Annotated in this window: 24 protein-coding genes; 10 read left to right on the plus strand and 14 right to left on the minus strand. The window is 64.7% G+C overall.

The annotated features are described in order from the left end of the window. Nucleotides 1-19: 19 nt before the first annotated feature. Together J2R76_RS26055 and J2R76_RS26060 are read right to left on the minus strand one after the other, a co-directional pair. A complete protein-coding gene (locus tag J2R76_RS26055; RefSeq protein WP_057015561.1) occupies nt 20-490 on the minus strand; it encodes a MarR family winged helix-turn-helix transcriptional regulator in 471 nt (156 codons plus the stop codon). Nucleotides 491-635: 145 nt separating this feature from the next. Continuing rightward, on the minus strand, nt 636-1,076 hold the full coding sequence (locus J2R76_RS26060; RefSeq protein WP_244558659.1) for a hypothetical protein: 441 nt from the start codon (nt 1,074-1,076) through the stop codon (nt 636-638). Between the two features lie 291 nt (nt 1,077-1,367). Here J2R76_RS26060 and J2R76_RS26065 point away from each other — a divergent pair, with 291 nt between their 5' ends. The 4 genes from J2R76_RS26065 to J2R76_RS26080 all read left to right on the plus strand — a co-directional run bounded on the left by J2R76_RS26065 (nt 1,368) and on the right by J2R76_RS26080 (nt 6,279). Further along, nucleotides 1,368-2,723, plus strand: a complete 1,356-nt coding sequence (locus J2R76_RS26065; RefSeq protein WP_076824712.1) for a substrate-binding protein — start codon at nt 1,368-1,370, stop codon at nt 2,721-2,723. 114 nt (nt 2,724-2,837) lie between these two features. Further along, on the plus strand, nt 2,838-3,713 hold the full coding sequence (locus tag J2R76_RS26070) for a branched-chain amino acid ABC transporter permease (RefSeq protein ID WP_076824710.1): 876 nt from the start codon (nt 2,838-2,840) through the stop codon (nt 3,711-3,713). Nucleotides 3,714-3,727: 14 nt separating this feature from the next. Then, entirely contained in the window at nt 3,728-5,584 is a 1,857-nt protein-coding gene (locus tag J2R76_RS26075) for an ATP-binding cassette domain-containing protein (RefSeq protein ID WP_057015565.1), read from the plus strand. Continuing rightward, nucleotides 5,581-6,279, plus strand: coding sequence for an ABC transporter ATP-binding protein (locus J2R76_RS26080; RefSeq protein WP_076824708.1), 699 nt, complete (start codon nt 5,581-5,583; stop codon nt 6,277-6,279). The genes J2R76_RS26075 and J2R76_RS26080 overlap by 4 nt, the downstream gene beginning before the upstream one ends. A gap of 241 nt (nt 6,280-6,520) precedes the next feature. Here J2R76_RS26080 and J2R76_RS26085 read toward each other — a convergent pair whose 3' ends face one another. After that, on the minus strand, nt 6,521-6,946 hold the full coding sequence (locus J2R76_RS26085) for an HIT domain-containing protein (protein ID WP_057015567.1): 426 nt from the start codon (nt 6,944-6,946) through the stop codon (nt 6,521-6,523). A gap of 105 nt (nt 6,947-7,051) precedes the next feature. On the opposite strand from J2R76_RS26085, the gene prmC reads away from it, so the two are divergent. Both prmC and J2R76_RS26095 read left to right on the plus strand, forming a co-directional pair. Then, nucleotides 7,052-7,939 carry a peptide chain release factor N(5)-glutamine methyltransferase gene (prmC, locus tag J2R76_RS26090; RefSeq protein WP_076824707.1) on the plus strand — a complete coding sequence of 296 codons (888 nt, stop codon included), beginning with the start codon at nt 7,052-7,054 and terminating at the stop codon, nt 7,937-7,939. A 481-nt stretch (nt 7,940-8,420) separates the two neighbouring features. Next, nucleotides 8,421-9,191, plus strand: a complete 771-nt coding sequence (locus J2R76_RS26095) for a DUF4167 domain-containing protein (RefSeq protein WP_076824705.1) — start codon at nt 8,421-8,423, stop codon at nt 9,189-9,191. A gap of 66 nt (nt 9,192-9,257) precedes the next feature. On the opposite strand, the gene J2R76_RS26100 is transcribed toward J2R76_RS26095, so the two are convergent. After that, the gene (locus J2R76_RS26100; RefSeq protein WP_028343579.1) at nt 9,258-10,010 is read right to left on the minus strand and encodes a class I SAM-dependent methyltransferase; all 753 of its coding nucleotides are present in this window, start codon (nt 10,008-10,010) and stop codon (nt 9,258-9,260) included. A gap of 185 nt (nt 10,011-10,195) precedes the next feature. On the opposite strand from J2R76_RS26100, the gene gloB reads away from it, so the two are divergent. Further along, on the plus strand, nt 10,196-10,963 hold the full coding sequence (gloB, locus tag J2R76_RS26105; RefSeq protein ID WP_076824703.1) for a hydroxyacylglutathione hydrolase: 768 nt from the start codon (nt 10,196-10,198) through the stop codon (nt 10,961-10,963). Beyond that, entirely contained in the window at nt 10,963-11,394 is a 432-nt protein-coding gene (locus J2R76_RS26110; RefSeq protein WP_076824702.1) for a cupin domain-containing protein, read from the plus strand. Before gloB ends, J2R76_RS26110 begins: the two co-directional genes overlap by 1 nt. A gap of 271 nt (nt 11,395-11,665) precedes the next feature. On the opposite strand, the gene J2R76_RS26115 is transcribed toward J2R76_RS26110, so the two are convergent. From J2R76_RS26115 to J2R76_RS26125, 3 genes are all read right to left on the minus strand, one after another. Continuing rightward, the gene (locus J2R76_RS26115; RefSeq protein WP_057015572.1) at nt 11,666-12,538 is read right to left on the minus strand and encodes a DMT family transporter; all 873 of its coding nucleotides are present in this window, start codon (nt 12,536-12,538) and stop codon (nt 11,666-11,668) included. 187 nt (nt 12,539-12,725) lie between these two features. Next, on the minus strand, nt 12,726-13,451 hold the full coding sequence (gene phbB, locus J2R76_RS26120; protein ID WP_076824700.1) for an acetoacetyl-CoA reductase: 726 nt from the start codon (nt 13,449-13,451) through the stop codon (nt 12,726-12,728). A 268-nt stretch (nt 13,452-13,719) separates the two neighbouring features. Further along, nucleotides 13,720-14,898, minus strand: a complete 1,179-nt coding sequence (locus J2R76_RS26125) for an acetyl-CoA C-acetyltransferase (protein ID WP_076824763.1) — start codon at nt 14,896-14,898, stop codon at nt 13,720-13,722. A gap of 313 nt (nt 14,899-15,211) precedes the next feature. Here J2R76_RS26125 and phaR point away from each other — a divergent pair, with 313 nt between their 5' ends. Continuing rightward, entirely contained in the window at nt 15,212-15,802 is a 591-nt protein-coding gene (gene phaR, locus J2R76_RS26130; RefSeq protein ID WP_057015574.1) for a polyhydroxyalkanoate synthesis repressor PhaR, read from the plus strand. A 125-nt stretch (nt 15,803-15,927) separates the two neighbouring features. Here the strand turns inward: phaR and J2R76_RS26135 are convergent, their stop codons facing one another. The 6 genes from J2R76_RS26135 to J2R76_RS26160 all read right to left on the minus strand — a co-directional run bounded on the left by J2R76_RS26135 (nt 15,928) and on the right by J2R76_RS26160 (nt 24,708). Then, entirely contained in the window at nt 15,928-16,314 is a 387-nt protein-coding gene (locus J2R76_RS26135; protein ID WP_076824761.1) for a RidA family protein, read from the minus strand. A gap of 257 nt (nt 16,315-16,571) precedes the next feature. After that, nucleotides 16,572-18,905, minus strand: coding sequence for an acetamidase/formamidase family protein (locus tag J2R76_RS26140; RefSeq protein ID WP_253625172.1), 2,334 nt, complete (start codon nt 18,903-18,905; stop codon nt 16,572-16,574). 82 nt (nt 18,906-18,987) lie between these two features. Next, nucleotides 18,988-20,229 carry an acetamidase/formamidase family protein gene (locus J2R76_RS26145; protein ID WP_076824697.1) on the minus strand — a complete coding sequence of 414 codons (1,242 nt, stop codon included), beginning with the start codon at nt 20,227-20,229 and terminating at the stop codon, nt 18,988-18,990. A gap of 40 nt (nt 20,230-20,269) precedes the next feature. Next, on the minus strand, nt 20,270-21,880 hold the full coding sequence (locus J2R76_RS26150; RefSeq protein WP_057015577.1) for an amino acid ABC transporter permease/ATP-binding protein: 1,611 nt from the start codon (nt 21,878-21,880) through the stop codon (nt 20,270-20,272). A 32-nt stretch (nt 21,881-21,912) separates the two neighbouring features. Continuing rightward, nucleotides 21,913-22,806, minus strand: coding sequence for an ABC transporter substrate-binding protein (locus J2R76_RS26155; protein ID WP_076824695.1), 894 nt, complete (start codon nt 22,804-22,806; stop codon nt 21,913-21,915). Between the two features lie 204 nt (nt 22,807-23,010). After that, nucleotides 23,011-24,708 carry a bifunctional diguanylate cyclase/phosphodiesterase gene (locus tag J2R76_RS26160; RefSeq protein ID WP_076824693.1) on the minus strand — a complete coding sequence of 566 codons (1,698 nt, stop codon included), beginning with the start codon at nt 24,706-24,708 and terminating at the stop codon, nt 23,011-23,013. A 219-nt stretch (nt 24,709-24,927) separates the two neighbouring features. Here J2R76_RS26160 and J2R76_RS26165 point away from each other — a divergent pair, with 219 nt between their 5' ends. Continuing rightward, on the plus strand, nt 24,928-25,200 hold the full coding sequence (locus tag J2R76_RS26165; RefSeq protein WP_076824691.1) for a hypothetical protein: 273 nt from the start codon (nt 24,928-24,930) through the stop codon (nt 25,198-25,200). A 7-nt stretch (nt 25,201-25,207) separates the two neighbouring features. On the opposite strand, the gene J2R76_RS26170 is transcribed toward J2R76_RS26165, so the two are convergent. Then, nucleotides 25,208-25,846, minus strand: coding sequence for a hypothetical protein (locus tag J2R76_RS26170; protein ID WP_076824689.1), 639 nt, complete (start codon nt 25,844-25,846; stop codon nt 25,208-25,210). Nucleotides 25,847-25,857 lie beyond the last annotated feature (11 nt).

A 25,857-nucleotide genomic window follows, 5' to 3' on the forward strand; every position in this document is an offset into this window, starting at 1 on the left:
GCGCCGGCGGATGCTGCACTCAGTCCTCTTCGGAAGACGGCGAAGACTTCAGCAAGCGGCGCAACGCCGGGCTCGCGACGCGGCGCAGTTCCTCGATGTTCTTCTTCGAGACCGCCTGGAGCTTCTGCTCACCCTTTGCCGTCAGCTTGAGCTGAACCCGCCGCGCGTCATCCGGATCGGCAAGGCGGCTGACCAGCCCGAGCTTTGCCATGCGGTTCATCAGTTCGACGGCGGAGTGATGCCGGATCAGCAGGAACCGGGCGATGTCGCCGACGGTCGGCGGACCGGGATCGACGAAACCCTTGATGCCGAGCAGCGCCTGATGCTGCCGCGGCGTCATTCCGGCCTTCCGGGCGCCCTCCTCGCTGAATGCGAGAAACCTGCGCAACTCGTAGCGAAACTGCGCCAGCGCCCGGTAGTCCACCGTCGCGGCCACGGCCTTGCGTTTGGTTGCGCCGGCGAGCGCTCGTCGTTGCTTTGGTTGCGGCATTCGATCGTCCTGCTGCTGGCTCGCTCCGCCGGACGGCAGACGCCGTGCAACGCTATCAAGCCCGCGCCGGACGCACCATACTACCGGCCGCCCTTCCACTTATGTTTTCAACGGTTTGACGATCGAGCGGCGGGGCCGCGCAAGCTCAGGGCTGCGGCCAGTGATCGTAGGTCGAGCTCAATATTTTCAGCAGCACGATCTGGAACGCGACCGGAATCCGCGGGCTCCTGCGGCGAATGGATTTCTCCAGCGCCTCGGTGATCTCGCTCTTGGTGAGATGCCCGGCCGAGGCACGCGCGACCAGATCGCCCCAGACCTCCGTCAACGACTTGCCGGTGTGATGCGGAGACGGGATCGTTATCCCGCGCGTCTCGGCCCAAGCGATGATCTCGCGCATGGTTTGCCGTCCGCAATTTCGCGCCGTCGCGAGGTGGCGCGCGGTGAGCAGCCGCAGCAGATCGTCCGGCGGCGCCCAGCCCACCTTCGGCGGCACTTCGTCGAGCAGCTCGACCGCCAGTTCCTTCAGGACGTTGATCGCGCGGATGCTCAGGCTGCCCGATTGCCCGGCGGCACCGTGCTCGGACACGGCGTGCTCTCCGGCATTTCCGGTGCGACTTGAAGGCTCCTGGATCATCGCTCCCTCACTTACAGGACCCGCACCCGGTCGGTAAACCTCGATACATCGTAGAACGATATTATTTCTATCGTAGGCCGATATGATTCGACGAAAGGTGACATTGACTAAATATGCCGGTGGGGAATTGTAGCTGTGACAGGCTGCTCGATTGCAGCCGGCGCATCGTGCCGCCGATCGATCCGATCAGGCGACGAGTGAGCATGCGCGCCAACAATCAATATAATTGGAGGATACTGAGCGATGAGCACCAAGGATTTTCGGCCGGGCAGTGCCCCGAACGTTTCGCGCCGCACTTTGCTGCAAGCCGGCGCGGGCCTGATCGGCGGCAGCGTGCTGCCGGCCTCGATCGCATCGCGGGCCTTCGCCGAGGACCACCCGGCGATCGGAACCTATCCCGCGGGCTCGTCGGGCTCTTCGGCGTTCATCGGCATCTCGGTCCCGCGCACCGGCACCTATGCGGTGCAGGGCGAGGATGAGCTCAAGGGCTATCAGCTCGCGATCGAGCACATCAACAGCGGCCACGAGCTGATCAAGAAGATCTCGCCGAAGACCAGCAAGGGCGTGCTCGGCAAGGAGCTGAAGTTCGGCGTCGCGGATTCCGCGGCGAAGCCGAACGAGGCCGTGCAGGCGCAGCAGCGCTTCATCTCCGAGAACAAGGCGGTGATGATCACCGGCGGCACGTCGAGCGCGGTCGCGGTGGCGCTGAACAAGCTGGCGCAGCGCGAGAAGGTGATCTTCGTCTGCGGCATTTCCGGCTCCAACGACACCACCGGCAAGGATTGCGTGCGCTACGGCTTCCGCCAGAACTTCTTCGGCCAGACCGCCGCGGCGGCGATCGCGCCGGTGCTGATCAAGCAGTTCGGCAAGAACAAGAAGGCCGCCTACCTGACGCCCGACTACACCTACGGCCACACCGTCACCAAGTCGATGCAGGACTACCTCGCCCAGGCGGGCTGGACCACCGTCACCAACCAGGTCTCGCCGCTCGGCGCGCCGGACTATTCGTCCTATCTGCTCAACGTCGCGAACTCCGGCGCCGACGTGCTGATCAACGTCAACTGGGGTCACGATGCCGTGCTGTCGACGCAGCAGGCCAAGCAGTTCGGCGTGCTCGACAAGATGAAGCTCGTGGTGCCCTACCAGGTGCCGTTCATCGCCCGCGAGACCGGCGGCCTGATGCAGGGCGTCTACGCCGCGACCGACTATTGGTGGACCATCGAGGACAAATATCCGCTGGCCAAGATGTTCAACGAGGCCTTCGAGAAGAAGTACGGATACAAGCCGGAATGGGGCGCCGAGAATGCCTATGTCAGCTTCGCGCACTGGGCCCGCATGGTCGAGGAGGCCGGCAGCTTCTATCCGCCCGACGTCATCAAGGCCTATGAGAAGGGCGAGACGCTGCCTTCGCTTGTCGGCGACGTCCACTATCGCCCCGAGGATCATCAGTGCGTCCGCCCCGTCGTCATCGTCCGCGGCAAGATGGAAAAGGAGATGAAGAACAAGGAGGACTATTACGAGGTGATCGAGATCGTCCCCGGCGACGGTCTGATGCAGAAGCCGGATGCGTTCGGCTGCCATCTCGGCGACTACACCTGATTAACGTGGGAAGACTCGGCGCCGTGGGCGGGGCGACCCGGCCCGCGGCGCCGCTTTTCTCGGAACGCATCCTCCACTGACCGGGCCAGGTATACGGCTAAGTGAACGCGCGTCATGATCAACTGGCCAAATTTCGTCTCGCAACTTTTCAACGGACTGGCGCTCGGCGCGCTGCTCGCGCTGATCAGCTCCGGATTGACGATCATCTACGGCACACTCGGGGTGCTCAACCTCGCCCACGGCGCCATGTTCATGATCGGCGGCTACGCCGGATACGTGACCTATTCCTACACCGGCTCGTTCATTCTCGCCGTGATCGCAGGCTCGCTGTTCGTGATGGTGCTCGGGATTGCGATGGAGCGGATCATCATCCGCCACTTCTACCACCGCCCGCATGAGGACCAGCTGCTGGTCACGTTCGGCCTCGGCATCTGCTTCGTCGAGATCGTGCGGCTGATCTTCACCAGCCAGTCGCAGGTGGTGCCGCCGCCGGCGCTGCTGCAGGGCATCACCTCGCTCGGCTTCCTGTTCTACCCGACCTACCGGCTTGCGGTCGTCGGCATCGTCGCGGTCGCGCTGGGCGCGCTGTTCCTGATCCTGTACCGCACCCGGCTCGGCATGATCGTGCGCGCCGGCATCGAGGATTCGGTGATGGTCGATTCGCTCGGCATCAACGTCTACCGCGTCTTCATGATCGTGTTCGGCATCGGCGCGATGGCCGCGGGCTTCGCCGGCATCATCAATGCACCGGTGGTGTCGCTGACGCCGGGTGTCGGCGACGACATCCTGGTCGAGACCTTCGTGGTGGTGGTGATCGGCGGCGTCGGCTCGTTTCCCGGCGCCATCCTCGGCGGGCTGATCGCCGGCGAGATCATCAGCATCACCTCGATGTTCAACCCCGGTTACGCCTACGTCATGCTGTTCGCGGCGATGACGCTCGTGCTGGTGCTCAGACCGCATGGCCTGCTCGGCACGCAGGGCCGCGAATGACGACGGATATCTAGATGCTTAAACAGCGCCCATACCTGATCGAACTCCTGACCGCCGCCGGCCTGATCGTCGCGCCCTTCGTGCTGCCGTGGCTCGGCTTCGCGCCCAACACGGTGAACCGGATCCTGGTCTGGGGTCTGTTCGGCCTCGGCTTCGACATCCTGTTCGGCTTCACCGGCCTGCTGTCGTTCGGCCAGTCGGCCTTTTACGGCACCGGCGGCTTCGTCGCGGCCTATCTGCTGACGCGCGCCGGTTTTCCATACGTCGTGCTCGCGCTCGTCATCGGCATGATCGCGGCCGCCGCCACCGGCTATCTGATCGGCCTGATCGCGCTGCGTCGCACCGGCATCTACTTCGCGATGATCACGGTGGCGATCGCCGAGGTGTTCTTCTTCGTCGAGTTCAATCCGCTGTCGGACTTCACCGGCGGCGAGAACGGGCTGCCGGGCGTGCCGACCCCGAGCTTCAATCTCGGCTTCACCACGCTGCACTTCACCACCGGCTGGTCGCTCTATCAGTTCCTGGCGCTGTGCTACTTCATCGGCGTCGTGATTGCGCTGCGCATCGTGCGCTCGCCGGTCGGTGCCGTGTTCAGCGCGATCCGCGACAACCCGCTGCGCGCGACCGCGGTCGGCCACAACATCCACGGCTACAAGCTCACCGCCTTCGTGATCGCCGCCGCCTATGCCGGCTTTGCCGGCGGGCTGCTCGGCGTGCTGCAGGCCTTCATGCCGCCTGACGCGTTCACCTTCGACACGTCGGGGCAGCTCGTGATGCAAACCGCGATCGGCGGCCGCGGCACGCTGTTCGGGCCGCTGGTCGGCGCCGCGGTGTGGCTGTCGCTGCAGGACTTCCTGCAGGCGGCGCTCGGGCTCGGCGCGGCCTGGAAGCTCGTGCTCGGCATCGTGTTCGTGCTGCTGGTGTGCTTCCTGCGCCGCGGCATCATCGGTGGCCTCGCCGATCTTTACCGCCTCCTGACCGGACAGCGCGGCGCCAAGGAGCCGGAGGAGAGCGCACCCGAGGTCGTCGCCGTGGCAAGCGAGCGGCACGCCGCAGCGCCCGCCGCGCCGAAGCCGGTGGCGGCTCGTGCTGGCGGCAATCCGTCCGGCCCGATCCTCCAGGCTAGGGGCCTGACCAAGCGCTATGGCGGCCTGCTCGCCAACAGCGACATCGACTTCACCGTCAATCACGGTGAGCTGCGCGGCATCATCGGCCCGAACGGCGCCGGCAAGTCGACCTTCTTCAAGATGCTGACCTGCGAGGTGCATCCGACCTCGGGCACCATCCTGTTCGAGGGCCGCGACATCACCGGCATGAACGTCACCGACGTCTGTCAGCTCGGCCTGACCAAGAGCTACCAGGTCAACCAGCTGTTCACCGGGCTGACGGTGCGCGAGAATTTGGTGATCGCGGCGCTGTCGGCGCTGCGCGGCAAGTTCAAGCTCGACCTGTTCCGCAGCATCGACAGCATCCCCGGCCTGTCCGAGCGCGTGCAGCAGACGCTCGAGCTGGTCAATCTGACCTCGAGGCCGGACACGCCCGTGTCCGAGCTTGCCTATGGCGAGAAGCGGCGGCTGGAGATCGGGCTGGCGCTGGCAACGTCGCCGAGCCTGTTGCTGCTCGACGAGCCGCTGGCCGGCATGAGCCCGCGCGAGCGCGTCGAGACCGTCAAGCTGCTGAAGTCGATCAGCCAGGGCCGCACCATGATCATCATCGATCACGACATGGATGCGCTGTTCGAGCTCGCCGAGCGCGTCACCGTGCTGCAGGAGGGCCGCGTGCTGGTCGAGGGAACGCCGGAAGAGATCAAGACCAATTCGACCGTCCAGGAGGCCTATCTTGGCGGCGTGCATGGAGTGCTCGCCGCATGAGCCTGCTCGAGGTCAACGGACTGAACAGCTATTACGGGGATTCCCACATCCTGTTCGACGTCTCGATGCACGTCGAGCGCAACGAGGTGGTGGCGCTGCTCGGACGTAACGGCGCCGGCAAGAGCACGACGCTGAAGAGCCTGATGGGCGTCGTCACCCCGCGCCGCGGCTCGGTGATGTTCGACGGCGTCGAGATCTCCGGCCGGAAGAGCCACAAGATCGCGCAAGCCGGCATGCAGCTGGTCCATGAGGAGCGCCGTATCTTCGGCAGCCTGAGCGTCGAGGAGAACCTCGTGATCGCCGGCCTGACCGCCTCGCAGCGCTGGCCGCTCGACCGCATCTACGAGATGTTCCCGCGGCTGCGCGAGCGGCGCGGCAACCGCGGCACCGACCTGTCGGGCGGCGAGCAGCAGATGCTGGCGATCGCGCGCGCCTTGGTACGCGATCCCAAGATCATCCTGCTCGACGAGCCGTTCGAGGGCCTGGCGCCGGTGATCGTGCGCGACCTGATGAAGGCGTGCCGCGATCTCGCCGAGGCCGGACAGACCATCGTGCTGGTGGAGCAAAACCTCGCCGCGACGCTCGCGCTGGCGCAGCGCATCTACATCATCAACAACGGGCACATCGTCCATGAAGGGCCGGCGCAGGAGATCAAGGCGCAGCCCGATGTCCTGCAGCGCTATCTCGGGGTTTAGGGCGCGTCACTTTCTCCGCCGTCATTGCGAGCCAACGGGTCGCGCGAACGCACGCCCGATGACAGGCTCCGCGAAGCAATCCATCGGTCCGCATGCGCGGATGGATGGATTGCTTCGTCGCTACAGCGCAAAATTGCTTTACAAATTTTGTCGCGAGCTCCTCGCAATGACGAACTCGATATTGCGCATGGCCTCTCGGGATAGGGATTACGGCATTCCCGCGTCGGACCGGGCCACCCGCTCACCCACCCAGCGCCGCGATCATCCGCCTGGCGTGATCGGCGAGCACATCCATCTCCGCCTTGACGGTCTGCGCCGGCAGCAGTGCGACGCCGGCCTTCACTGGCATCACATGCATGTGCAGGTGAAACACCACCTGACCGCTGGCGGGCTCGCTGAACTGCTGGATGATGATGCCGTCGGCCGCGAACGCCTTCATCGCGGCGATGGCGATGCGCTTGGCCGACCGCGCCACCGCGGCGAGGTCGTCTTCCGCGATGTCGAGGATGCCGCGCGCGGGCGCCTTCGGAATCACCAGGGTATGTCCCGGCGATCGCGGCATGATGTCGAGAAAGGCAAAGGTCCGGTCGGTCTCGTAGACCTTGAAGCTCGGGACCTCGCCGCGCAGGATCCTGGCGAAGATGTTCTGGTCGTCATAGCCCGTCATGGTCGCGCGTTCCGGATCGCTAGGTTCAGATTCTGACCGTGCGCGCCGGCCGCACGGGGCGCAAGTGATATCGACGCCGCATCGACCATCGGCTAACAACGCGCGATGAGCGAACCCGCAGGACATGGCCAGACCGTCGAGAGCATCAGGCGCAGCCTCACCGCCCGCCTCAAGGCGGCCGGCCACGACGCCGCCGAGCTCGATGCGCGACTGCTGGTCGGCGCCGTGCTGGGGCTCGATCTGACCGGCATGATCACGGGCGCGAAGCGCGCGCTGACGAGGGACGAAGCCGATCGCCTCGAGCACCTCGCGCAGCGCCGCCTCGCCGGCGAACCGATCGCGCGCATCCTCGGCGTCAAGGAGTTCTGGGGACTGCCGCTGCACCTGTCCGCCGCGACGCTGGTGCCGCGCCCGGACACCGAGACGGTGGTCGAGCGCGCACTCGAACTGCTGCGCGCCGACGGGGTGGCCGAGCGCGCGTTGCGGATCGCCGATCTCGGCACCGGTTCTGGCGCGATCCTGCTGGCGCTGCTCTCGGAACTGCCGAACGCGCATGGCTTCGCCACCGACATCTCGACGGAGGCGCTGCAGACCGCGAGCCGCAACGCCACCGCGCTCGGATTCGCCGATCGCACGACATGGATCGAGTGCGACTACGGCCGCGGGCTCGTCGGCGCGTTCGAGCTGATCGTGTCCAATCCGCCGTACATCCCCTCGGCCGACGTCGCCGGACTCGACATCGAGGTGCGCGCGCATGATCCGCGCGCGGCGCTCGACGGCGGTGCCGACGGGCTCGACGCCTACCGCGCGCTGATTTCGCAATCTGCGGGTCTTTTGACCTCAGGAGGATTTCTGGTTGTGGAAGTCGGACAGGGTCAGAGCGGCGACGTTGAAGCGCTGATGACGGCATCCGGGTTATTCCCAACGGGGCCGCCAAAGGCCGATCTGGGGGGCATCCCGAGGGCCGTTTCCGCCCGCCGGCTGCCCCGATAAAGTCCTATTGGAACGAAAAAAAACCTCTTGGATTATCTCCCGGGAACGACTACGTTCCGGGCACAACATCGGTGCTGGCCCCGTAATCCGTTACGGGTGATGACCAGGGTTCAGCAGAGCCCGCCGATCGAAAGGTTCCAGGAACGCAGGTCATATAGAGCGCAATAGCCGAAGCTGTGCTGCTCTCGACCGCCAAGCGAACGAAAGCCTGTTATTGCGCTTGAAGACTTACGCACGAGAACTGAGCCTGTCTCAACGGGCGGAATGATTTGGTCGCTGGCGCGATTGCCGGCGGTTGGGGAACGCGTCTTTGCTGCACGCGACTTTGCTGAACGAGATGGTCGGCGACATCGAAACCACTTCGAACGGTATTGCGATTCCGTGTGCCTAGGCGCGCGCCGAATCGGACTCTGGGAATCGGACTTCTGAGAAATCGGACTGTGGACTGCAATAACTTCAGGGCTGGAATAAAAGGCGACAGATGAGAAACGGTCAGAACAACAAGCGGATGCGCAACCGGAATAACAACAACAATAACAACAACAATAACCGGCGCGGCCAGAATCCCCTGACACGGGTGTACGAATCGAACGGACCTGACATCAAGATCCGCGGCACGGCCTCCCACGTGGCCGAGAAATACGTTCAGCTTGCGCGCGATGCGCGCTCCTCCGGCGATCCGGTGGCAGCTGAGAACTACTACCAGCACGCTGAGCACTACTACCGGATCATCGCGGCCGCACAGGAGCAGTTCCGGCAGAATCAGCAGCCGCCGCGCCCCGACGCCGAGGTCACCCCGACCGAAGACGGCGACGACGACAGCGACGGCTATTCGAGCTTCGGCCAGGAGCCGGGCTTCGTGCCGCAGCAGCAGCAACCTTTCATGCGCGACAACGGCCAGCAGCCGTACCAGCGCGAGCAGCAGCAGCCGCGCGAGCATCGCGAGCGCGACCAGCAGCCGCGTGAGCACCGCGAGCGCGAGCATCGTCCGCAGCCGCAATATCAGCCGCAACCGCAGAACCAGCCGCAGCCCGCGATGGCCGATGCCGGCGGCGTCGATCGCCTGCCCTCGTTCATCACCGGCGGCGCGCAGCCACAGGTCAACGGCGCCTATGAAGGCAATAATGGCGGCGCAGAACGCGGCGAACGGAGCGAGCGCTTTCCGCGCCGCCGCCGCCGTCCGCACGGCCCGCGCCCCGACATGGCGACGCAGCCCGCACCGAGCGACGACTTCAATCCGGGCAACGAGTAATCCTGAAAATCTGTCACCCTCCCTTCACGGGGAGGGTGAATTGTCCGCGTCACGCCTCGGGTCGTGTTACGACTCTGCGTGAGTCGATTTGCGCGTCGCCGTCGAGGACGGCACCAGCACCGGACGCAATGACGGGATCAGCTGCGTGCGCTCGCGACGCGCGGGAATCGCCCGATAGACCTGCTTGGTCGCCTCCACGATATGCACGCCGGCGAACGGCATCGACAGCGCCGCGCCGACCCGCTCCCACGCCATCGCCGAGCGCAGGAACCAGCTGCCCTGCACCGGCGGCATGAACAACGCCTCGCCCCACGACGACGGCGTGAACCAGGTCTGCCGCAACAGCTGCGTGATCTGCGCCCGCGAATAGGGCCGGCCATGGCCGAACGGCGTGGCGTCGGTGCGCGTCCAGACGCCGCGGCGGTTCGGGATGATCGCGATCAGCCGCCCCGACGGCGAGAGCACCCGCCACACCTCGCGCAGCAACCGCTCCGGGTCATCGGACATCTCCAGCGCGTGCACCAGCAGCACGCGGTCGACCGCGGCATCCGGCAGCGGCATCGAGAATTCGTCGATCAAGGTGGCCAGCGCCGGCCGGCCGGTCGGCCATTTCAGCACGCCCTGGGCCGCCGGCATGAAGGCAATGCAGCGCTCGCAGGACTCACGGAACAGGCCGAGATAGGGGGTCGGATAGCCGAGGCCGAGCACGCGCTGGCCTTCCGCGTTCGGCCACCGCGCGCGGATACCCCGGTTGATCAGCTGCCGCGCCACGATGCCGAGGCGCTGCGAATAGAAGTCGCGCAGGTCGATGACGTCCATGGTGTTTAGCCTAACACGCCCCCTGCTGCCCGGGTGCGCCGAAAATTGCATTGCCGCCGGAGCGTTAACGCCATATTTCACCCCTATATTGGGCGCGTTAAAAGCATGACCCGGGAAAGTCGATACCGGTCTTTCGAATACATCATGCTTTGAAAATGTCCGTCCCGTTTGTTCGTGGAGATATCATGACCGCCGAAATTCGCACCTTCAGCTGCCTCACCGACAATTTCGGGTATTTGATCCACGATCCCGCGACCAAGGCGACCGCGTCGATCGACGCGCCGGAAGCCGGCCCGATCATCAAGGCGCTGGAGCGCGAGGGCTGGACGCTGACCGATATCCTGATCACCCATCACCATGGCGACCATGTCGGCGGCGTCGCCGAGCTGAAGCAGAAATATGGCTGCCGCGTCGTCGCCCCGCACGACCAGTCGGCCAAGATCGCCAATGTCGATCTGCGCGCCGCCAATGCCGATGTCATCAAGGTCGGCAGCCTGCTCGCGCGCGTCGTCGAGACGCCCGGCCATACGCTCGACCATATCTCCTACGTGTTCGACGGCGAGAAGGCGGTGTTCGCCGCCGACACGCTGTTCTCGATCGGCTGCGGCCGGGTGTTCGAAGGCACCTACCCCATGATGTGGGATTCGCTTTTGAAGCTGCGCTCGCTGCCGGACGATTTCCGTCTCTATTGCGGCCATGAATACACCGCCTCCAACGTGAAATTCGCGCTCACCATCGAGCCCGACAATGCGGCCCTGCAGGCGCGCGCAGCAGAGGTCACAAAACTGCGCGCCGAGAACAAGCCGACGATCCCGGTGCTGCTCGGCGACGAGAAGAAGGCCAACGTGTTCCTGCGCGCCGACGAGCCGGCGGTGGCGGCAAAGCTGCACATGAAGGGCGCCGACCCGGCGCTGGTGTTCGGCGAGCTCCGCGAGCGCAAGAACAAGTCGTGATGGCCGACCTCTCGGCGGCCGACATCATCGCGCGGCTCGCGCTGCAGCCGCATCCCGAAGGCGGGCACTATCGCGAGACGTTTCGCGACGCGCGCTGCGACGCCAATGGCCGTGCGCATTCGACCGCGATCTACTTCCTGCTGGCGCGCGGCGAGCGCTCGCATTGGCACCGCATCGACGCCGTCGAGATGTGGCACTATTACGCCGGCGCGCCGCTGACATTGCGGATCGCGCAGGACGGCGGCCCACATTCGATCACGCTCGGGCCGGATGTGGCGCGCGGCGAGCAGCCACAGGCAATCGTGCCGGCGGACACATGGCAGGCCGCCGAAAGCAGCGGCGACTGGACGCTGGTCGGCTGCACCGTCGCGCCGGGATTCGAGTTCGCGAAGTTCGAGCTGGCGCCGAAGGGCTGGGAGCCCGCTTCGTAAGAGCTTTTTCCCGTCATCCCCGCGCAAAGGCTTTGCCTTTGTCGCTGCAGGTGCGAGCCTTGCGGCGCAATTGCGCCGCTGGGCGAGCCTCGAAGGATGAATCGGCCACAGACGGGGCCGTCGCCCCTTCGAGACGGCCGCGCTGCGGCCTCCTCAGGGTGACGGTGAAACAGTAGCAACAACCCTCTTCGTAGGATGGGTAGAGCGCAGCGAAACCCATCAATTCCTATCTACTCTGCGGGATGATGGGTTTCGCTTCGCTCTACCCATCCTACGTTCTTTTTCTCAGCACCATGTCCTTTGCCGCGATCAGCCCGCCGCCGGCGATCAGGATCGCGGCGATCGCGATATTGGCGCTGGGCTTGGCGAAGCCCGCTGCGATCAGGAACGCGGTCGAGAGCAGCGGCGTGGCATAGGAGGCGGCACCGAGCACGCGGATGTCGCCGCGCTTCATGCCGATATCCCAGGCGAAGAACGCGGCCCCCACCGGACCGATGCCGAGCGCGACGACGGCAAGCCACTGCAGCGGCGTCGCGGGCCACACCGTCGTCTCCACCATCATGTGCACGAGCGCCGCAAGCACGGCGGTCGCGAGGCAGAAGCCTGCCACCGCATCGGTCGGCACCGCCTTGAGCCGGCGCGACATCACCGAATAGGACGCCCAGACGAACGCCGCGACGAAGGCGGCCGCGAAGCCTGGAATCTGCTCTTTTGTGAAGGCGCCGGTGTTGCCGGCGAACAGCAGCACGGTGCCGGCGAGGCCGAGCAGCGCGCCGACGATGTGATGCACCGCAAGCCGCTCGCCCGGCAGCAGCGACGAGAACAGCACGATCAACAGCGGCCAGAGATAATTGAGCAGCCCGGCCTCGGCCGGCGGGGCGAAGCGCAGCGCCAGGAAATACAGCGCGTGATAGCCGAACAGCCCGCCGACGCCGACGACCCAGGCGACAAGCGGTTGCTTCAACGCGCCGAAGGCTGATGGACGCAACAGGAAGCTCGCGAACGCCACCGCGGCGCCGATCGCAAAGGTCATGGCCGCGAGCTGGAACGCCGGGATCGTCCCGGTCGCGACCGTCATGACCGACAGCAGCGACCACATCAGGATGGCGGTCAGTCCGACAAGGGTGGCAGTTCGGGTCGTCATCTCAATTCAATCCGTCGTGGCCGGGCATGACTATCCAAAGGATGGCGGTCTGAAGCCGCTCGCCGATGTCCCGGCCGGCCACGTCTTCCTTCGCGTGTGGCGCGTTGTAAAGACGAAAATGCCCGGCACAAGGCCGGGCATTCGCTACTTGATTGTGCGCGCCTGCGACGCGACGACGCTACTCGCGTCAGGCGTGATACTGGCCGCCGTTCACCGTCAGCGTCGAGCCGGTGATGAAACCGGCATCGTCGGCGGCGAGGAACACCACGGCCCGCGCGATCTCTTCGGGTTCGCCGAGCCGGGCGACCGGAATCTGCGGGATCACGTTCTTCTCGAGCACGTCCTTCGGCACCGCCTGCACCATCTCGGTGTTGATATAGCCGGGGCAGATCACGTTCACGGTGATGCCGCCCTTGGCGTTCTCCAGCGCCAGCGCCTTGGTGAAGCCGATGTCGCCGGCCTTGGCCGCCGAGTAGTTGACCTGGCCGAACTGGCCCTTCTGGCCGTTGATGGAGGAGATCGAGATGACACGGCCGAACTTGCGGGCGCGCATGCCCTCGATCACCTGGCGCGTCATGTTGAACAGCGAGCCGAGGTTGGTGTTGATCACGGCATTCCACTGCTCGACCGTCATCTTGTGGAACGCGGTATCCTTGGTGATGCCGGCATTGTTGACGAGCACGTCGACCGAGCCGAGATCGGCCTCGACCTGCTTGACGCCAGCCGCGCAGGCGTCGAACGAGGCGACGTCCCACTTGTAGACCGGAATCCCGCTCTCCGCCTTGAACTTCTCCGCCGCGGCGTCATTGCCGGCGTAGCTCGCCGCCACCTTGTAGCCCGCCGCTTTCAGCGCCTTGCTGATCGCAGCTCCAATACCGCGCGTTCCGCCCGTCACCAATGCAACACGTGCCATGTCCGTTTCCTCCTTGGCCGTCTTTTATAACCGGATAACTCCGGCCTACGCACTCACTCAACAAAGCGCGATGAGATCAGGTTGAATTGTCATCGCGCTTTGGCTCCCTTTTTTGAGCATGGTCTTCTCGGAAAACCGCTTCACACTTTTCCGGATCATGCTGTCGAAACAAAAATGCCCGGCGCAAAGCCGGGCATCTTATTTATCAGCTCGCTTCGCGGTTGACAGATGATCTTTTCATCACCTAACCGGCCTCGCTGCCTTTTGTTCAGTCGCGTGCAACGCACATAGCGATGCCCATGCCGCCGCCGATGCACAGCGTCGCGAGGCCCTTCTTGGCATCGCGCTTCTGCATCTCGTGCAGCAGCGTCACCAGCACGCGCGCACCCGACGCGCCGACCGGATGGCCGATCGCGATCGCGCCGCCATTGACGTTGACCTTGGCCGGATCCCAGCCGAGGTCCTTGTTCACCGCGCAGGCCTGCGCGGCGAACGCCTCGTTGGCCTCGATCAGGTCGAGGTCGGCGATGTTCCAGCCGGCCTTCTTCAGCGCGGCGCGCGAAGCGGGGATCGGGCCGGTGCCCATGATCTTGGGGTCGACGCCGGCCTGGCCCCATGACACGATGCGGGCCAGCACCTTCTTGCCCTGCTTGGCGGCTTCCTTGGCGGTCATCAGCACGACGGCGGCGGCGCCGTCATTGATGCCCGAGGCGTTGCCCGCGGTCACGGTGCCGTCCTTCTCGAAGGCCGCGCGGAGCTTGGCCATCGCGTCGAGCGTGGCGCCGTGGCGCGGATACTCGTCGGTGTCGACCACGATATCGCCCTTGCGGGACTTGATGGTGACCGGGACGATCTCGTCCTTGAACTTGCCGGCCTTCTGCGCCGCCTCGGCCTTGTTCTGCGAACCGACCGCGAACTCGTCCTGCTGCGACCGGGTGATCTGGTATTGCTTGGCGACGTTCTCGGCGGTGTTGCCCATGTGGTAGCCGTTGAAGGCATCCCACAGCCCGTCCTTGATCATGGTGTCGATCAGCTCGAGCCCGCCCATCTTGACGCCGCCACGCAGATATTGCGCGTGCGGGGCCATGCTCATGGATTCCTGGCCGCCGGCGACGACGATCGAGGAATCGCCGTTGAGCAGCGCCTGGTAGCCGAGCGCCACCGTGCGCAGGCCCGAGCCGCAGAGCTGGTTGACGCCCCAGGCCGGGCTTTCCACCGGGATGCCGGCCGCGATCGAGGCCTGGCGGGCCGGGTTCTGGCCCTGCGCGGCGGTGAGGATCTGGCCCATGATGACTTCGGAGACCTGACCGCCCTCGACGCCGGCACGCTCCAGCGCCGCCTTGATGGCGATGGCCCCGAGGTCATGGGCCGGCGTGGTGGCGAAAGCGCCGTTGAAGCTACCGACGGGGGTGCGGGCGGCGCTGACGATGACGACATCGTCTGACATGGACATCTCCTATTGGTTGTAGCTGGGTTTCTCGACGGCGGGCGGCCGATTTGGCGGGCCTGTCTCTTGACGGCTATCCTGTAAACCTCGTTGAGACATGTCAATCGCACTGTCGGGCAAATCGCGCCGCGACGCACTCAAAATGACGCCCTTGGCACTTTCCTGAGCAAATCCTATGCTTTGGAATTAACCGCACAGCACAAAACTGTAGCCGAACCGCTTTGAAAATGCTTACCTTTGCTGCGATGCGTTGCATTTTGCCCTGCGGCGATGCCGTAGGGTTCCAGGTTCTTCGGTGTTGAAGTGAGAGCCCATGGCAAAATCTGAACAACCGACCACGATCAAGAAATACGCGAACCGGCGGCTCTATAATACCGGGACGAGCACCTATGTCACGCTCGAGGATCTCGCGGCGATGGTGAAGGAAGGCGAAGATTTCCTCGTCTATGACGCCAAGACCGGCGACGACATTACCCGCTCCGTGCTCGCGCAAATCATCTTCGAGCAGGAAAACAAGGCCGGGCAGAACCTGCTGCCGACCACTTTCCTGCGCCAGCTGATCCGCTTCTACGGCGACAGCATGCAGATGGTGGTGCCGAAATATCTCGAACAGTCGATCGAGACGCTGACCAAGGAACAGGAAAAATTCCGCAAGCAGATCGCGGGCGCGCTGAGCGGGACACCGTTTGCGCCGCTGGAAGAACAGGTCCGCCGCAACATGGAGCTGTTCCAGCAGACCTTCTCGATGTTCAAGCCATTCGTGCCGCAACGCGGTGGCGGCGAGGCCGACAAGGCGCCGGAGCCCACGCCCGATGACGGCAACATCGACGATCTTCGCCGCCAGATGAAGGACATGCAGGAACGCCTCGAGCGCATGTCGCAGCCGACGAAGAAGGACGAGTAGGTCTCGTTCAGGTCCGCTGCCGGCCCGGCCGGACCTCCGGCCGCCATCACTTCTGAAGTCCTGACGGCGGCTCTCGCCGACGTCGGGCGGTCTCCGTCTGGTCGAGCATACCCTCGCGGGCGCGTCTATGCAGGCCGGCGGCAGACGAGATCGATTTCGATCAACGCATCATAGGCGAGACCGGTGACGCCGACGCAGGTGCGGGCCGGCAGGCGGTCGGACGGGAAATAGCGGCGATAGGTCTCGTTCATCGCCGCATAATCTTCCTTGAAGCGCGTCAGATAGATGCGCGACATCACGATATGCTCGAGGCCGAGATCGAGGCCCGCAAGCACCACGCGCAGATTCTCCATCACCGCGCGGGTCTGCGCCACGATGCCCTCGGGCAATAGGCCGGGTGCGGCCGGCGTATCCGGCATCTGGCCGGTGACGAAAACGAAACCATCCGTCTCGACCGCGTGGCTGAACGGCGCGACCGGCTTCGGGCCGCCGGATATCATGTGAAATTGCAACGACGTCTCCTCGCCTGCTCTCTGATGGATCATGATGCGTTTCTACGGAATCGCATCATGATCTCATGTCTTTGTTCGAGCACGATCTTTCATGCTCTAGTGTCCCGAATCCGAAGTTCGCATCATTTGCCGCACCTTCGGAGCGAACTTCGGATTCGATAAGGACACTAGCAAACTTATGATTCTAGTGTGCTTTATCAATGCGAAGTTCGTGAAAGTGGCTGCCGCGAAATCGCACGAACTTCGCATTCAGCACACTAGTTTTGCGGCGCGTGATCGAAGACGCGCTTGCTGAGAATGGCATGGACGCCCCAATTGCCGTCCACCACCTGCGTCACGCCGAAATCCACCGCCACCGACATCAGCGCGATCGCCTCGTCCTCGGTAAGGCCTTTGATGTTCATCAGGAAGCGGCGCATCTTGCGGAACGCATCCTTCATCGCGAGATCGAGCGACGAGGTCGCGTAGACCTCGCTCTGCCCCTTGGCGCCGAATTCGGCGAGATAGTTGGGATGACTGAAGCCCATCAGCACCCAGTCGGCTTCGGTCTCGATCAACGGATAGGTAAGATCGGCGAAGGGCTGATTGGTAAGCTCGTTCTTCTTGTGCAGGATGACCTGGAACGTGCCGGTCATCGAACATTCGATGGCGGTGCCGCCGAGTTCGCCGTCACCCTGCGCAGCATGGGGATCGCCGACTGACAATAGCGCGCCCGGCACCGACACCGGCAAATAGACCGTCGAGCCCTTGCCGAGCCGCCAATTGTCGAGATTGCCGCCGAAATATGCGGGCGGGACGGAATCGACAAGCTCGGCCTCGCGCGGCGCAAGCGCGATGACTCCGAAATGCGGGCGCAGCGGAATGCGGATGCCGTCGAGCACGTCGTGGCGGCGCCGCACCGATGACGGCGGGATCGGGATGCCCGGATAGTCGTAAGTCTTGTGCAGCGTCCCGAACGGATCGGTCTGCGGCTCCCAGCGATAGGAATACAGCGCACGGGCATGCGGCGCGTCATCGTCGTCGACGATCTCGTAGATCGTCACCGCCTCATGGGCGTTCTGCTCGGCAAGGAACTCCTTGTAGTGATAGCCCCACCAGGCCGCGACGCTGCTGCCGAACACGCGGCCCTCGAAGTCCGGATTGCGGCTCGCGCGCGGCGCGATGTCGAGGATGCGGATTTCCAGTACGTCCCCTGGCTCCGCATCCTTCACGGCCACCGGCCCGGTGCAAATGTGAACGCCGAATCCCTCACCGGCGCCGCGGCCGTAGATCGAGGCATCGAGCGGGCCGGCGCCGCGGCGATCGACGTTCTTCCGATCGCGCGTCCAGTGGAACACGCTCTCCGCGCCTGGATCACCCTTGATCATGCGCTCGGGATCGTCGGAGGCGTGCTGGGTCAGCGTCTCAATGGTGATGGTGTCGCCGGAGCCGATCTCGACCTGCGGCGGCAACGAATGGCTGAAATAGCCCCAATGCACGCGCGAGGCATCCGCGGCGAGATGGTGATGGCGCGGCGCGTCCGCGATCTCCACGTCATGGGCGTTGAACGGCGCAGCCGTCCTGCGCACCAGCGCTGCGCGCCGGCTGCACATTTGCGCCAGCGCCTGTTGAGGCCAGCCGCGTTGCACCGTGGCCGCGGATGCGGTCTGCCGCTCGGCTTCATGATGGCGGAATTCGCGCGGCGACAGACCGAAGCGCTGGCGAAACGCGCGGCTGAAATGGGCAGAGTCGTTGAAGCCGACGCGGAACGCGATCTCGGAAATCGAACGATGCGCCTCGGCGGGATTCGACAGATCGGCCCAGGTGCGCTGCAGCCGACGTTCGCGCAGGTAATGCGTGAAACTGGTGCCGGCCCCCTCGAACAGCTTTTGCAGATAGCGTTCAGAAATGCCCTCGGCACTGGCGATTTTGACCGGCGTCAGATCGGGTTCCTCGAGGCTGCGTTCGACGGTCTGGCACAGGCGATGCAGCGTCGCTGCCTTGGAAGCGCCGCCGCCGCGATCGCCCGCCGTCTCGCCGTGCTGACGCATGAAGGTCGGCAGCAGATCGGCGAGACTTCGCGCCAGCGCCGTCCATTCGACATCGGACAGCGCGTCGAGATCGCGCGCGGCGAGCTCCATCATCTGCGCGAATACCCTGCCAAAGCCGCCGGGCTGGAGCACCCGCACCTCGCCGCCTTGCAACGTGGCGCGATGGCGATGTGCCGGTTCGGACGTCACCGACAGCACTACCGCGCGCATCTCGCGCTGGAACGACACGCTCCAGTCCCCTGCGCGTGGCAGCAAGAGAAGATGCCGCGCAGCAACGATCTGATAACCGGTGGTCGTCTTCAGCGCCACCCCGTCTTCGAGCGGCAGCAGCACCAGCGGATGATCGGCCACAGCATCCGTGCGCGGCGACACCGATTGTTGCCCTGCCGAAAGCCTGGCCAGCGTCACGCCCTGAAAGCTGCGCCGCACCGCGATGGCATGGCCGGCATGGGTGCTCGTGGCGACCGTGGGCTGCAAGCCGACCGACGCCAGGACGTCCCGCCACGCCTCGGGGCGGTCGCCTTCGGAATAGGATTCACTAGTGAACGGACGCAACCTCATGCATCGACCTTTATGGCCGAAGCGAAGCAATCTCCGTGCCATCCTCAAGGATGACACGTCCTGCTCAGCGGCCGGCGCGTGATCAGTCACACCGGAACACGTTCTTGCGGATGGTCCCGTGCACGCCCCAATTGGCGTCGACCACCTGCGTCACGCCAAAATCTGCCCCCACCGACATCAGCGAGATCGCCTCGTCCTCGCTGAGCTTGTGCACCGTCATCAGGAAGCGCCGCATCTTGCGAAAGGCGTCGCGCATGGCGCGGTCGAGGCTGGAGTGATTGGCGATTTCGAGCTGCGCATTGGCGCCGAGCTCGGCAAGATAGTTCGGGTAGGTGAAGCCGTAGACCGACCAGGCGTCGGGGGTTTCCAGCATCGGATGCGTCAGTCCTTCGAGCTGTGTGCCGCCGAGATCGCGATGCTTGTGCAGGATGAATTCGAAATCGCCGGTGAGCGAGGTCTCGATCGCAGTGCCGCCGAGCTCGCTGTCGCCTTGCGCGGCATGCGGATCACCGACCGAAAAGAACGCACCGGGCACCGCAACCGGATAGAACATCTTGGCACCCTTGCCGACGCGCCAGTCGTCGATGTTGCCGCCGGTATAGCTCGGCGGGATCGAGGAGACGAAATCCTGCTCAGACGGCGCGAGGCCCATGGTGCCAAAATGCAGCCGCGCGGGCACACGGACATTGCTCAGAACATTCTCACGCTTGACGACGGTGGCGTGATCGACGCGGACGCCGGGATAATCGATGGTCGGGTGCACGATGCCATCAGGATCGGTCTGCGGCGTCCAGACATAGTTGTAGACCGCTTTGGCGAAAGGCTCACCCGACGCGTCGAGCTCGAAGATCGTCACCACTTCGCGCGGCTTCGGCTCTTCGATCAGGTCGTGATAGTGAAAGCCCCAATTGGCCGCGACGTTGGAGCCGAAGCATTTGCCGGCATGGCAGGCCTTGCAGGCCGGCCTCGGTCGCACGTCGAGAATGCGAACCTCCAGCACGTCGCCCGGCTCGGCGCCTTCGATCGCCACCGGACCGGTGAGCAGGTGCACGCCGACGCCTTCGCCGGAGCCGCGGATGAACGGCCCTTCGATGGGCCCCGAACCGCGCCGCACCACCGCCTTGTGCTCGCGCGTCCATTTGAACACGCTCTCGGCACCCGGATCGCCCTCGATCATGCGCTCGTAATCGTCATTGGCGTGATGCGTCAGCGTCTCGATGGTCGCGCGGTCGCCGGACTTCAGCTTCAATGCCGGCGCCACGACCTTGCTGAAATAGCCCCAATGCACAGTCTTCGCAGATACCGGCAGCAGATGATGTTTCACGCAGGGGTCCTCACGCGGATGGAAACGGAACGGGTTCTATTCATGCGACCTCGGCCTCCATGGCATTGAGGAAACGCTGCGCGACCGGATTGCGCGGATTGCTCAGCACCTCGTCGGCCGGGCCTTCCTCGACGATCGCGCCATCCGCCAGCAGCACCACGCGATCAGCGACTTCACTGGCGAAGCGCAGTTGATGGGTTGAGATGATCATGGTGAGGCCGTCTTCCACCGCGAGGCGACGGATCACTTCAAGGACCTCATTGACGAGTTCGGGATCGAGCGCGGAGGTCGGCTCATCCAGCAACAGCACGCTGGGATTCGGCGCGATCGCACGGGCGATGGCGACGCGCTGCTGCTGGCCACCGGAGAGATGCCGCGGCAACGCATCGGCGCGGTGGCTGAGGCCGACGCGCCCGAGCAGTTCGGTCGCCCGGCGATCCGCATCGATGCGCGACACACCATGCACCCAGCGCAGCGGCCCGGCGATGTTCTCCTTCGCGGTGAGGTGACCGAACAGGTTGAACTGCTGGAACACCATACCGACACCGACCTCGGCGCGCGCCTGCGCCAACAGTCGCGGCGACAGCGCCTTGCCGCTATCGCTGAAGCCGAGCCGGCGACCGCCGACCTTGATGCTGCCGTCGTTCCAGAGTTCGAGATTGTTGATACAGCGGAGCAGCGTGCTCTTGCCGGAGCCGGACGGCCCGAGCAGGGCGACCACCTCGCCGATCCGCACCGTGAGATCGACGCCGGCGAGCACCATTTGCTTGTCATAGCTTTTGCGCAATGCGGCAACATCGACCGCCACATTGTTCCGCTTAAGGATCTCGTTGCGTTTGGCGCGATCGACACGCTCGGTCTGCGCCCGCGGCGGCGGCAATTCGGCGACACCGGCATCGGGCAAGATCTCGGGCGGCGCGTCCTCGGCCGCAATCAACGGATCATCGAGTCCCTGCGCGCGATACCCCGGCATCATCCGCATCAGCTTGATCTGCTTCGATGCGCGGTCGAGATCGAACAGCCATTCGAGGAACAGCTGGATGCCGGCGATCGCCGCGGTAAGGAACAGATAGATCAGGCCCGAGGCGAAGAAGATCGAGAAGAAATCGAAAGTTGCCGACGCCATCTGGGTCGAACGCAACGTCAGCTCCTGCACGGCGATCACCGACGCCAGCGAGGAATTCTTCAGCGCGCTGACGGTCTCGTTGCCGAAGGCGGGGATCATCGAGCGGATCGCCTGCGGGGCGATGATCCGGCGCATCAGGACGCCGGGCGTCATGCCGAGCGCCTGCCCGGCCAGCACCTGGCCGCGATCGACGCCGAGCACGCCGGAGCGCAGCATCTCGGCGATGAACGGAGCTTCGTTGCAGGCCAGCGCGAGGCCGGCGGCGAGAATGGCCGGTAGCTTGATGCCGATCTGCGGCAGGGCATTATAGGCGAACACCATCTGCAGGATCAGCGGCGTGCCGCGAAAGATCACGGTGTAGACCCGGGCGAAGGACGCCAGCGCCCTGAAGCGGCTGAGTTGCATCCACGCCAGGATCACACCGAGGATCAGGCCGCCGAGCAGACCGAGGGCGGTGACCTGCAAGGTCGCCTGAATGCCCTCGATCATATACGGCATGGTCAAATAGTGGAGGAACAGCTCCATGGAGCATGTCGTCCTTTTGCCGGTGCTGGGGCCTACTTGACCGTCAGCAGACCGGGCTCGATCAGGTTCTCCGGATCGAGATTCCACTTCTTCAGCAACGCGAGCTGATCGCCCGATTTGTAGATCTCGGTCAGCGCCGCCTTCACGGCATCGCGGAAGGCCGGTTTGTCCTTGGGCACGCCGATGCCGACCTTGTACGGGATCGTCACCGCGATAGCTTTTTCGAGCTTGTCCGGATAGGCCTTCACCGCATTGTCGACGGTGTTGACGTCGTTGACATAGGTGTCGGCGCGTCCGGCCAGAATCGCCTGGATGCAGTTGGCGTTGTTGTCGTAGAGCTGAATGGTCGGCTCAGGCTTGCCCTCCTTCTTGCACTCCGGCACGAGCGCCTGGATCAGCGGAACTTCAACGTAGCCTGTGTTCTCGGCCGCTGCCGCACCGCACATCGAGGTGTTGATGCCGGAGATCTTCTTCGGATTGCCCTTGGCGACCAATACGCCGTCGAACACCTTCGAATAGGTGATGAAGTCGGCCGCCTTGGCACGCTCTTCCGTGGCGTAGATGTCGGAGATCACAATGTCGGCCTGACCACTGGACAGCGTGGTCAGGAGTGCGGCGAAGGTCACCGCCTTGTAGGTCAGCTTGAAGCCGAGGCATTCGCCGATCTGCTCGCCGAGATCGATATCGAAGCCGACATATTTGCTCGGATCCTTCGGATCGATCGACTCGTAGCCCGGCGTATGCGGATTGATTGCGTTGACGAGGGTCTTGCCCTTCCAGTCCGGATACTTTGCCTGCAGCTCCGCACAGGCGGCCGGCGCAGCTGCCCTGGCGTCGGTTGGAGCACCGACGCCCACAACGAGCAATGCCCCTAACGCTGCGATGTGCATGAGTTTGTACGCGCGCGGAAAAGATAACGTGACCATTCGATCCTCTTTCGACGTTGTCATGGCGCAAGCCACGGTCCAAACCTCGAAGAAGTAAACGGCGGTCTCCGGCGGAAAACTTGTCTGGGGACGCACAATTAATTGGATGAACTCCCGCCAAACCTTGGGCAGGACGCGCTCATATTTTGAGCAATCCCTTTCGCGGGTATCACGACCGATATTGTGAAACGGCCTATGGCCGCTTCAGCCCGTGGCGGGCACGGGCTTCTCCGCCGACGCGTTCCACGGGCGGTCCGGCGAGGCGAGGCCGATCAGGCGGCCCTGGATGAAGTCGCAGCCCCATTCGCGCAGCATCACGGCGGCTTCCTCGTCCTGCACCCATTCGGCGACCGTCTTGATCTCGAGGCGGCGGGCGAGATCGATCAGCGTCTGCACGAAAGCGCGGTCGTCGGCCGAACGCACGATGTTCTGCACGAAGGCGCCGTCGATCTTCACGATGTCGACGCCGAGCTTGCGCAAGTTGCGGAACGAGGTGTAGCCGGCGCCGAAATCGTCGATCGCGATCCGGCTGCCGAAGTTCTTCAGGCGCGTGACAAAGCCGCGGACGTCGTCGATATCCTGGATCGCCACCGTCTCGGTGATCTCGACGATCAGCCGCTCGCCGACGCCGGGATGCGCGCGCATCAAAGATTCGATGGTGGCCCACCAGTCCGGATCCATCGTGGTGTCGGGCGAGATGTTGAGGCTGAGCTGTACGCCGGGAGCGGCAGCGAGCTCGGCGATGGCGAGCTCCAGCACACGGTGATCGACCAGCCGGATCAGGCCGAGCCGCTCGGCGACCGGCACGATATCGGGCGCGAGCAGCGCGCGGCCGTCGTCCTGCTCCATCCGGACCAGGCACTCGTAGAACGCGGGCTGCCGCAGGCGCGCATCGACCACGGGCTCGAAGCCGATCACGATGCGGCGCTCGTTCAGCGCGGTGACGATCTCGTCGGTGACGCGGATGTTGACGCGGCGCTGGGCGTCGCGCTCGACATTCGGCTTCCACAGCGCGAACGATCCGGCGCGGCGGCTCTTGGCCGCATCCAGCGTCTCCTGGGCGCGATTGACCGCCTCCTCCGCCGACCTCGCATGGCGCGGAATGGTGACGGCGCCGATCGACACCGTCACCGACACCGGGCCGGACTTGGTCGGCACCACCTCGTCGCGCACCGCGGCGAGGAAGCGCTCGGCCGCGACATTGGTATCGTCGACGGTGCAGTTGCGCAGGATCAGGCCGAACTTGTTGCCGGAGAAGCGGCCGAGCATGTCGCCGCTGCGCAGCCGCGCACGAATCCGCTTCGCGACCTCGGCGATGACGGCGTCGGCGACATCGAAGCCGAAGGCATCGTTGACCCGCGCGAGGTGATCGATGCCGATCAGCATGAAGGCGCAGGAGGAGCGGAAGCGCGCGCACTCCTCCATCGTCTCGGCGAGCGAGGCGATCAGATGGGTGCGGTTGAGCTCGTTGGTCAGCGGATCGTGCCGCGACAGCTTCAGCAGCTGCTCGTCGCGGGCGTGCCGTTCATTGTTGATGCGGACGACACCCTGCACGCGCGCCGGCCTGCCGTCGGCGCCGGCAAACCAGCAGCCGGTCTCCTCGATCCAGATCACCGGCGCCGAGGTGACGGCCCGCACGCCATATTCGATCCGGTAGGGAACGCCCTCCCCGCCGCGTACCGGCGCCGGCGCGGACTGGCCCAGCGCATCAGTACGAACCGAGCGCGATGGCTCGATCAGCTTTGCAAGCTCGGCACCGCTCGCCAGCGCCGCGACCGGGATATCCGGGAAGACCGCCGCCACATTGTCGCTCCAGGCGATCGCATCGCTCGCGAGGTCCCAGGCGAATGTCGCTTGGCCGAGCGAGGCGAGGATGCTGGCAGCTGGCGGGACAGGGAGCATCGAACATGTCTCGATTTGGGACGGCGCCCGGTGATTCTACACGCTCTCAAGATAGTGGTTCCGGCGAATCCAACGCTAGGTGAAGTTGATAAATAATCTGGAAACCACGTTTTCGACTGTCCGGGAACGAACTGGGGACGGCGGGCATGACCCTTGCCACAGGGGTGTTGCGGAGGGCCGCAACGTCCCAAACTATGACGCTCCAACGGGTCGCAGACGATGCCGGATATCGATCAATCGGAAATCCTCGACGGCGATGCTGCGGCGGCCAGCACGGCGCTGGTGCCGCTGGCCGCGACCACCCATTGGGCGCCCAAGATCCCGCTGCCGCATGCCGATCCGTCGTTTGTGGCTCACCTGATCGCGACCGCCGCACACGAGCCGCAGACGCGCGGGCAGCGGCGTGGGTCATTGGCCGACGCGCAGAGCGCTTACGGCCCGCATGTCGACGAACGCCGCAGCGTGGCGCGGCGGACCCGGCAGATCATCTAGGAAAATATCAGCGCTGCGGCGTGTCCGACGGCGGATGGCCGCCCGGCTGCAAATCCGGCGAGGTCACCGTCGGCTTTGGCGCGGACTGATCGAGCAGCACGGATTCCGCAACCGACGTCGCCGAGGGGACCGGTGCGGCCGGTGGCGGCGCGGCAGGCGTCGGTGCTGCGACAGGCGCGGGCTCAGGCCGGGGTGCCGGCTCCGCTACGGGTGCAGGTTGCGGTGCCTCAGCTGCCGCAGGGTGCGCCCTGCCGGCGCTGGGCGCCGGTGCGACCACCGCACGGCGGCGGGTGCGCAGCGCAATTCCGGAAATGAAATCGACCAGCGCCAGCAGCGTGAGCAGGCCATAGGTCGAGTTGCCGAATTTCGGCCAGAGCACGAATTCGGCAGCGGCGGCGCCGAACACGATCAGCGACAGCAGATGGTCGGTGAGATATTTCGCGCCGGGGCGCGCGCCCTTGATGACCTCGAGCAGCAACAGCAGTACGGCGGCGGCGAGCAGCATGTCGCTGAGCGTGATCTGCCACTGCTCGCCCGACAGCAATGTCAGCCTGATCAGCGGGTCGGTGAACGACACGCCGGGCATCAGGAAAGCGATGATGTTGTAGACCGCGAGCGGAACGAGCAGCAGCGGAAAACCGACCATCGGGGCTTGCG

Source organism: Bradyrhizobium sp. USDA 4532, assembly GCF_024171315.1.
Classification (GTDB): Bacteria; Pseudomonadota; Alphaproteobacteria; order Rhizobiales; family Xanthobacteraceae; genus Bradyrhizobium; species Bradyrhizobium australafricanum.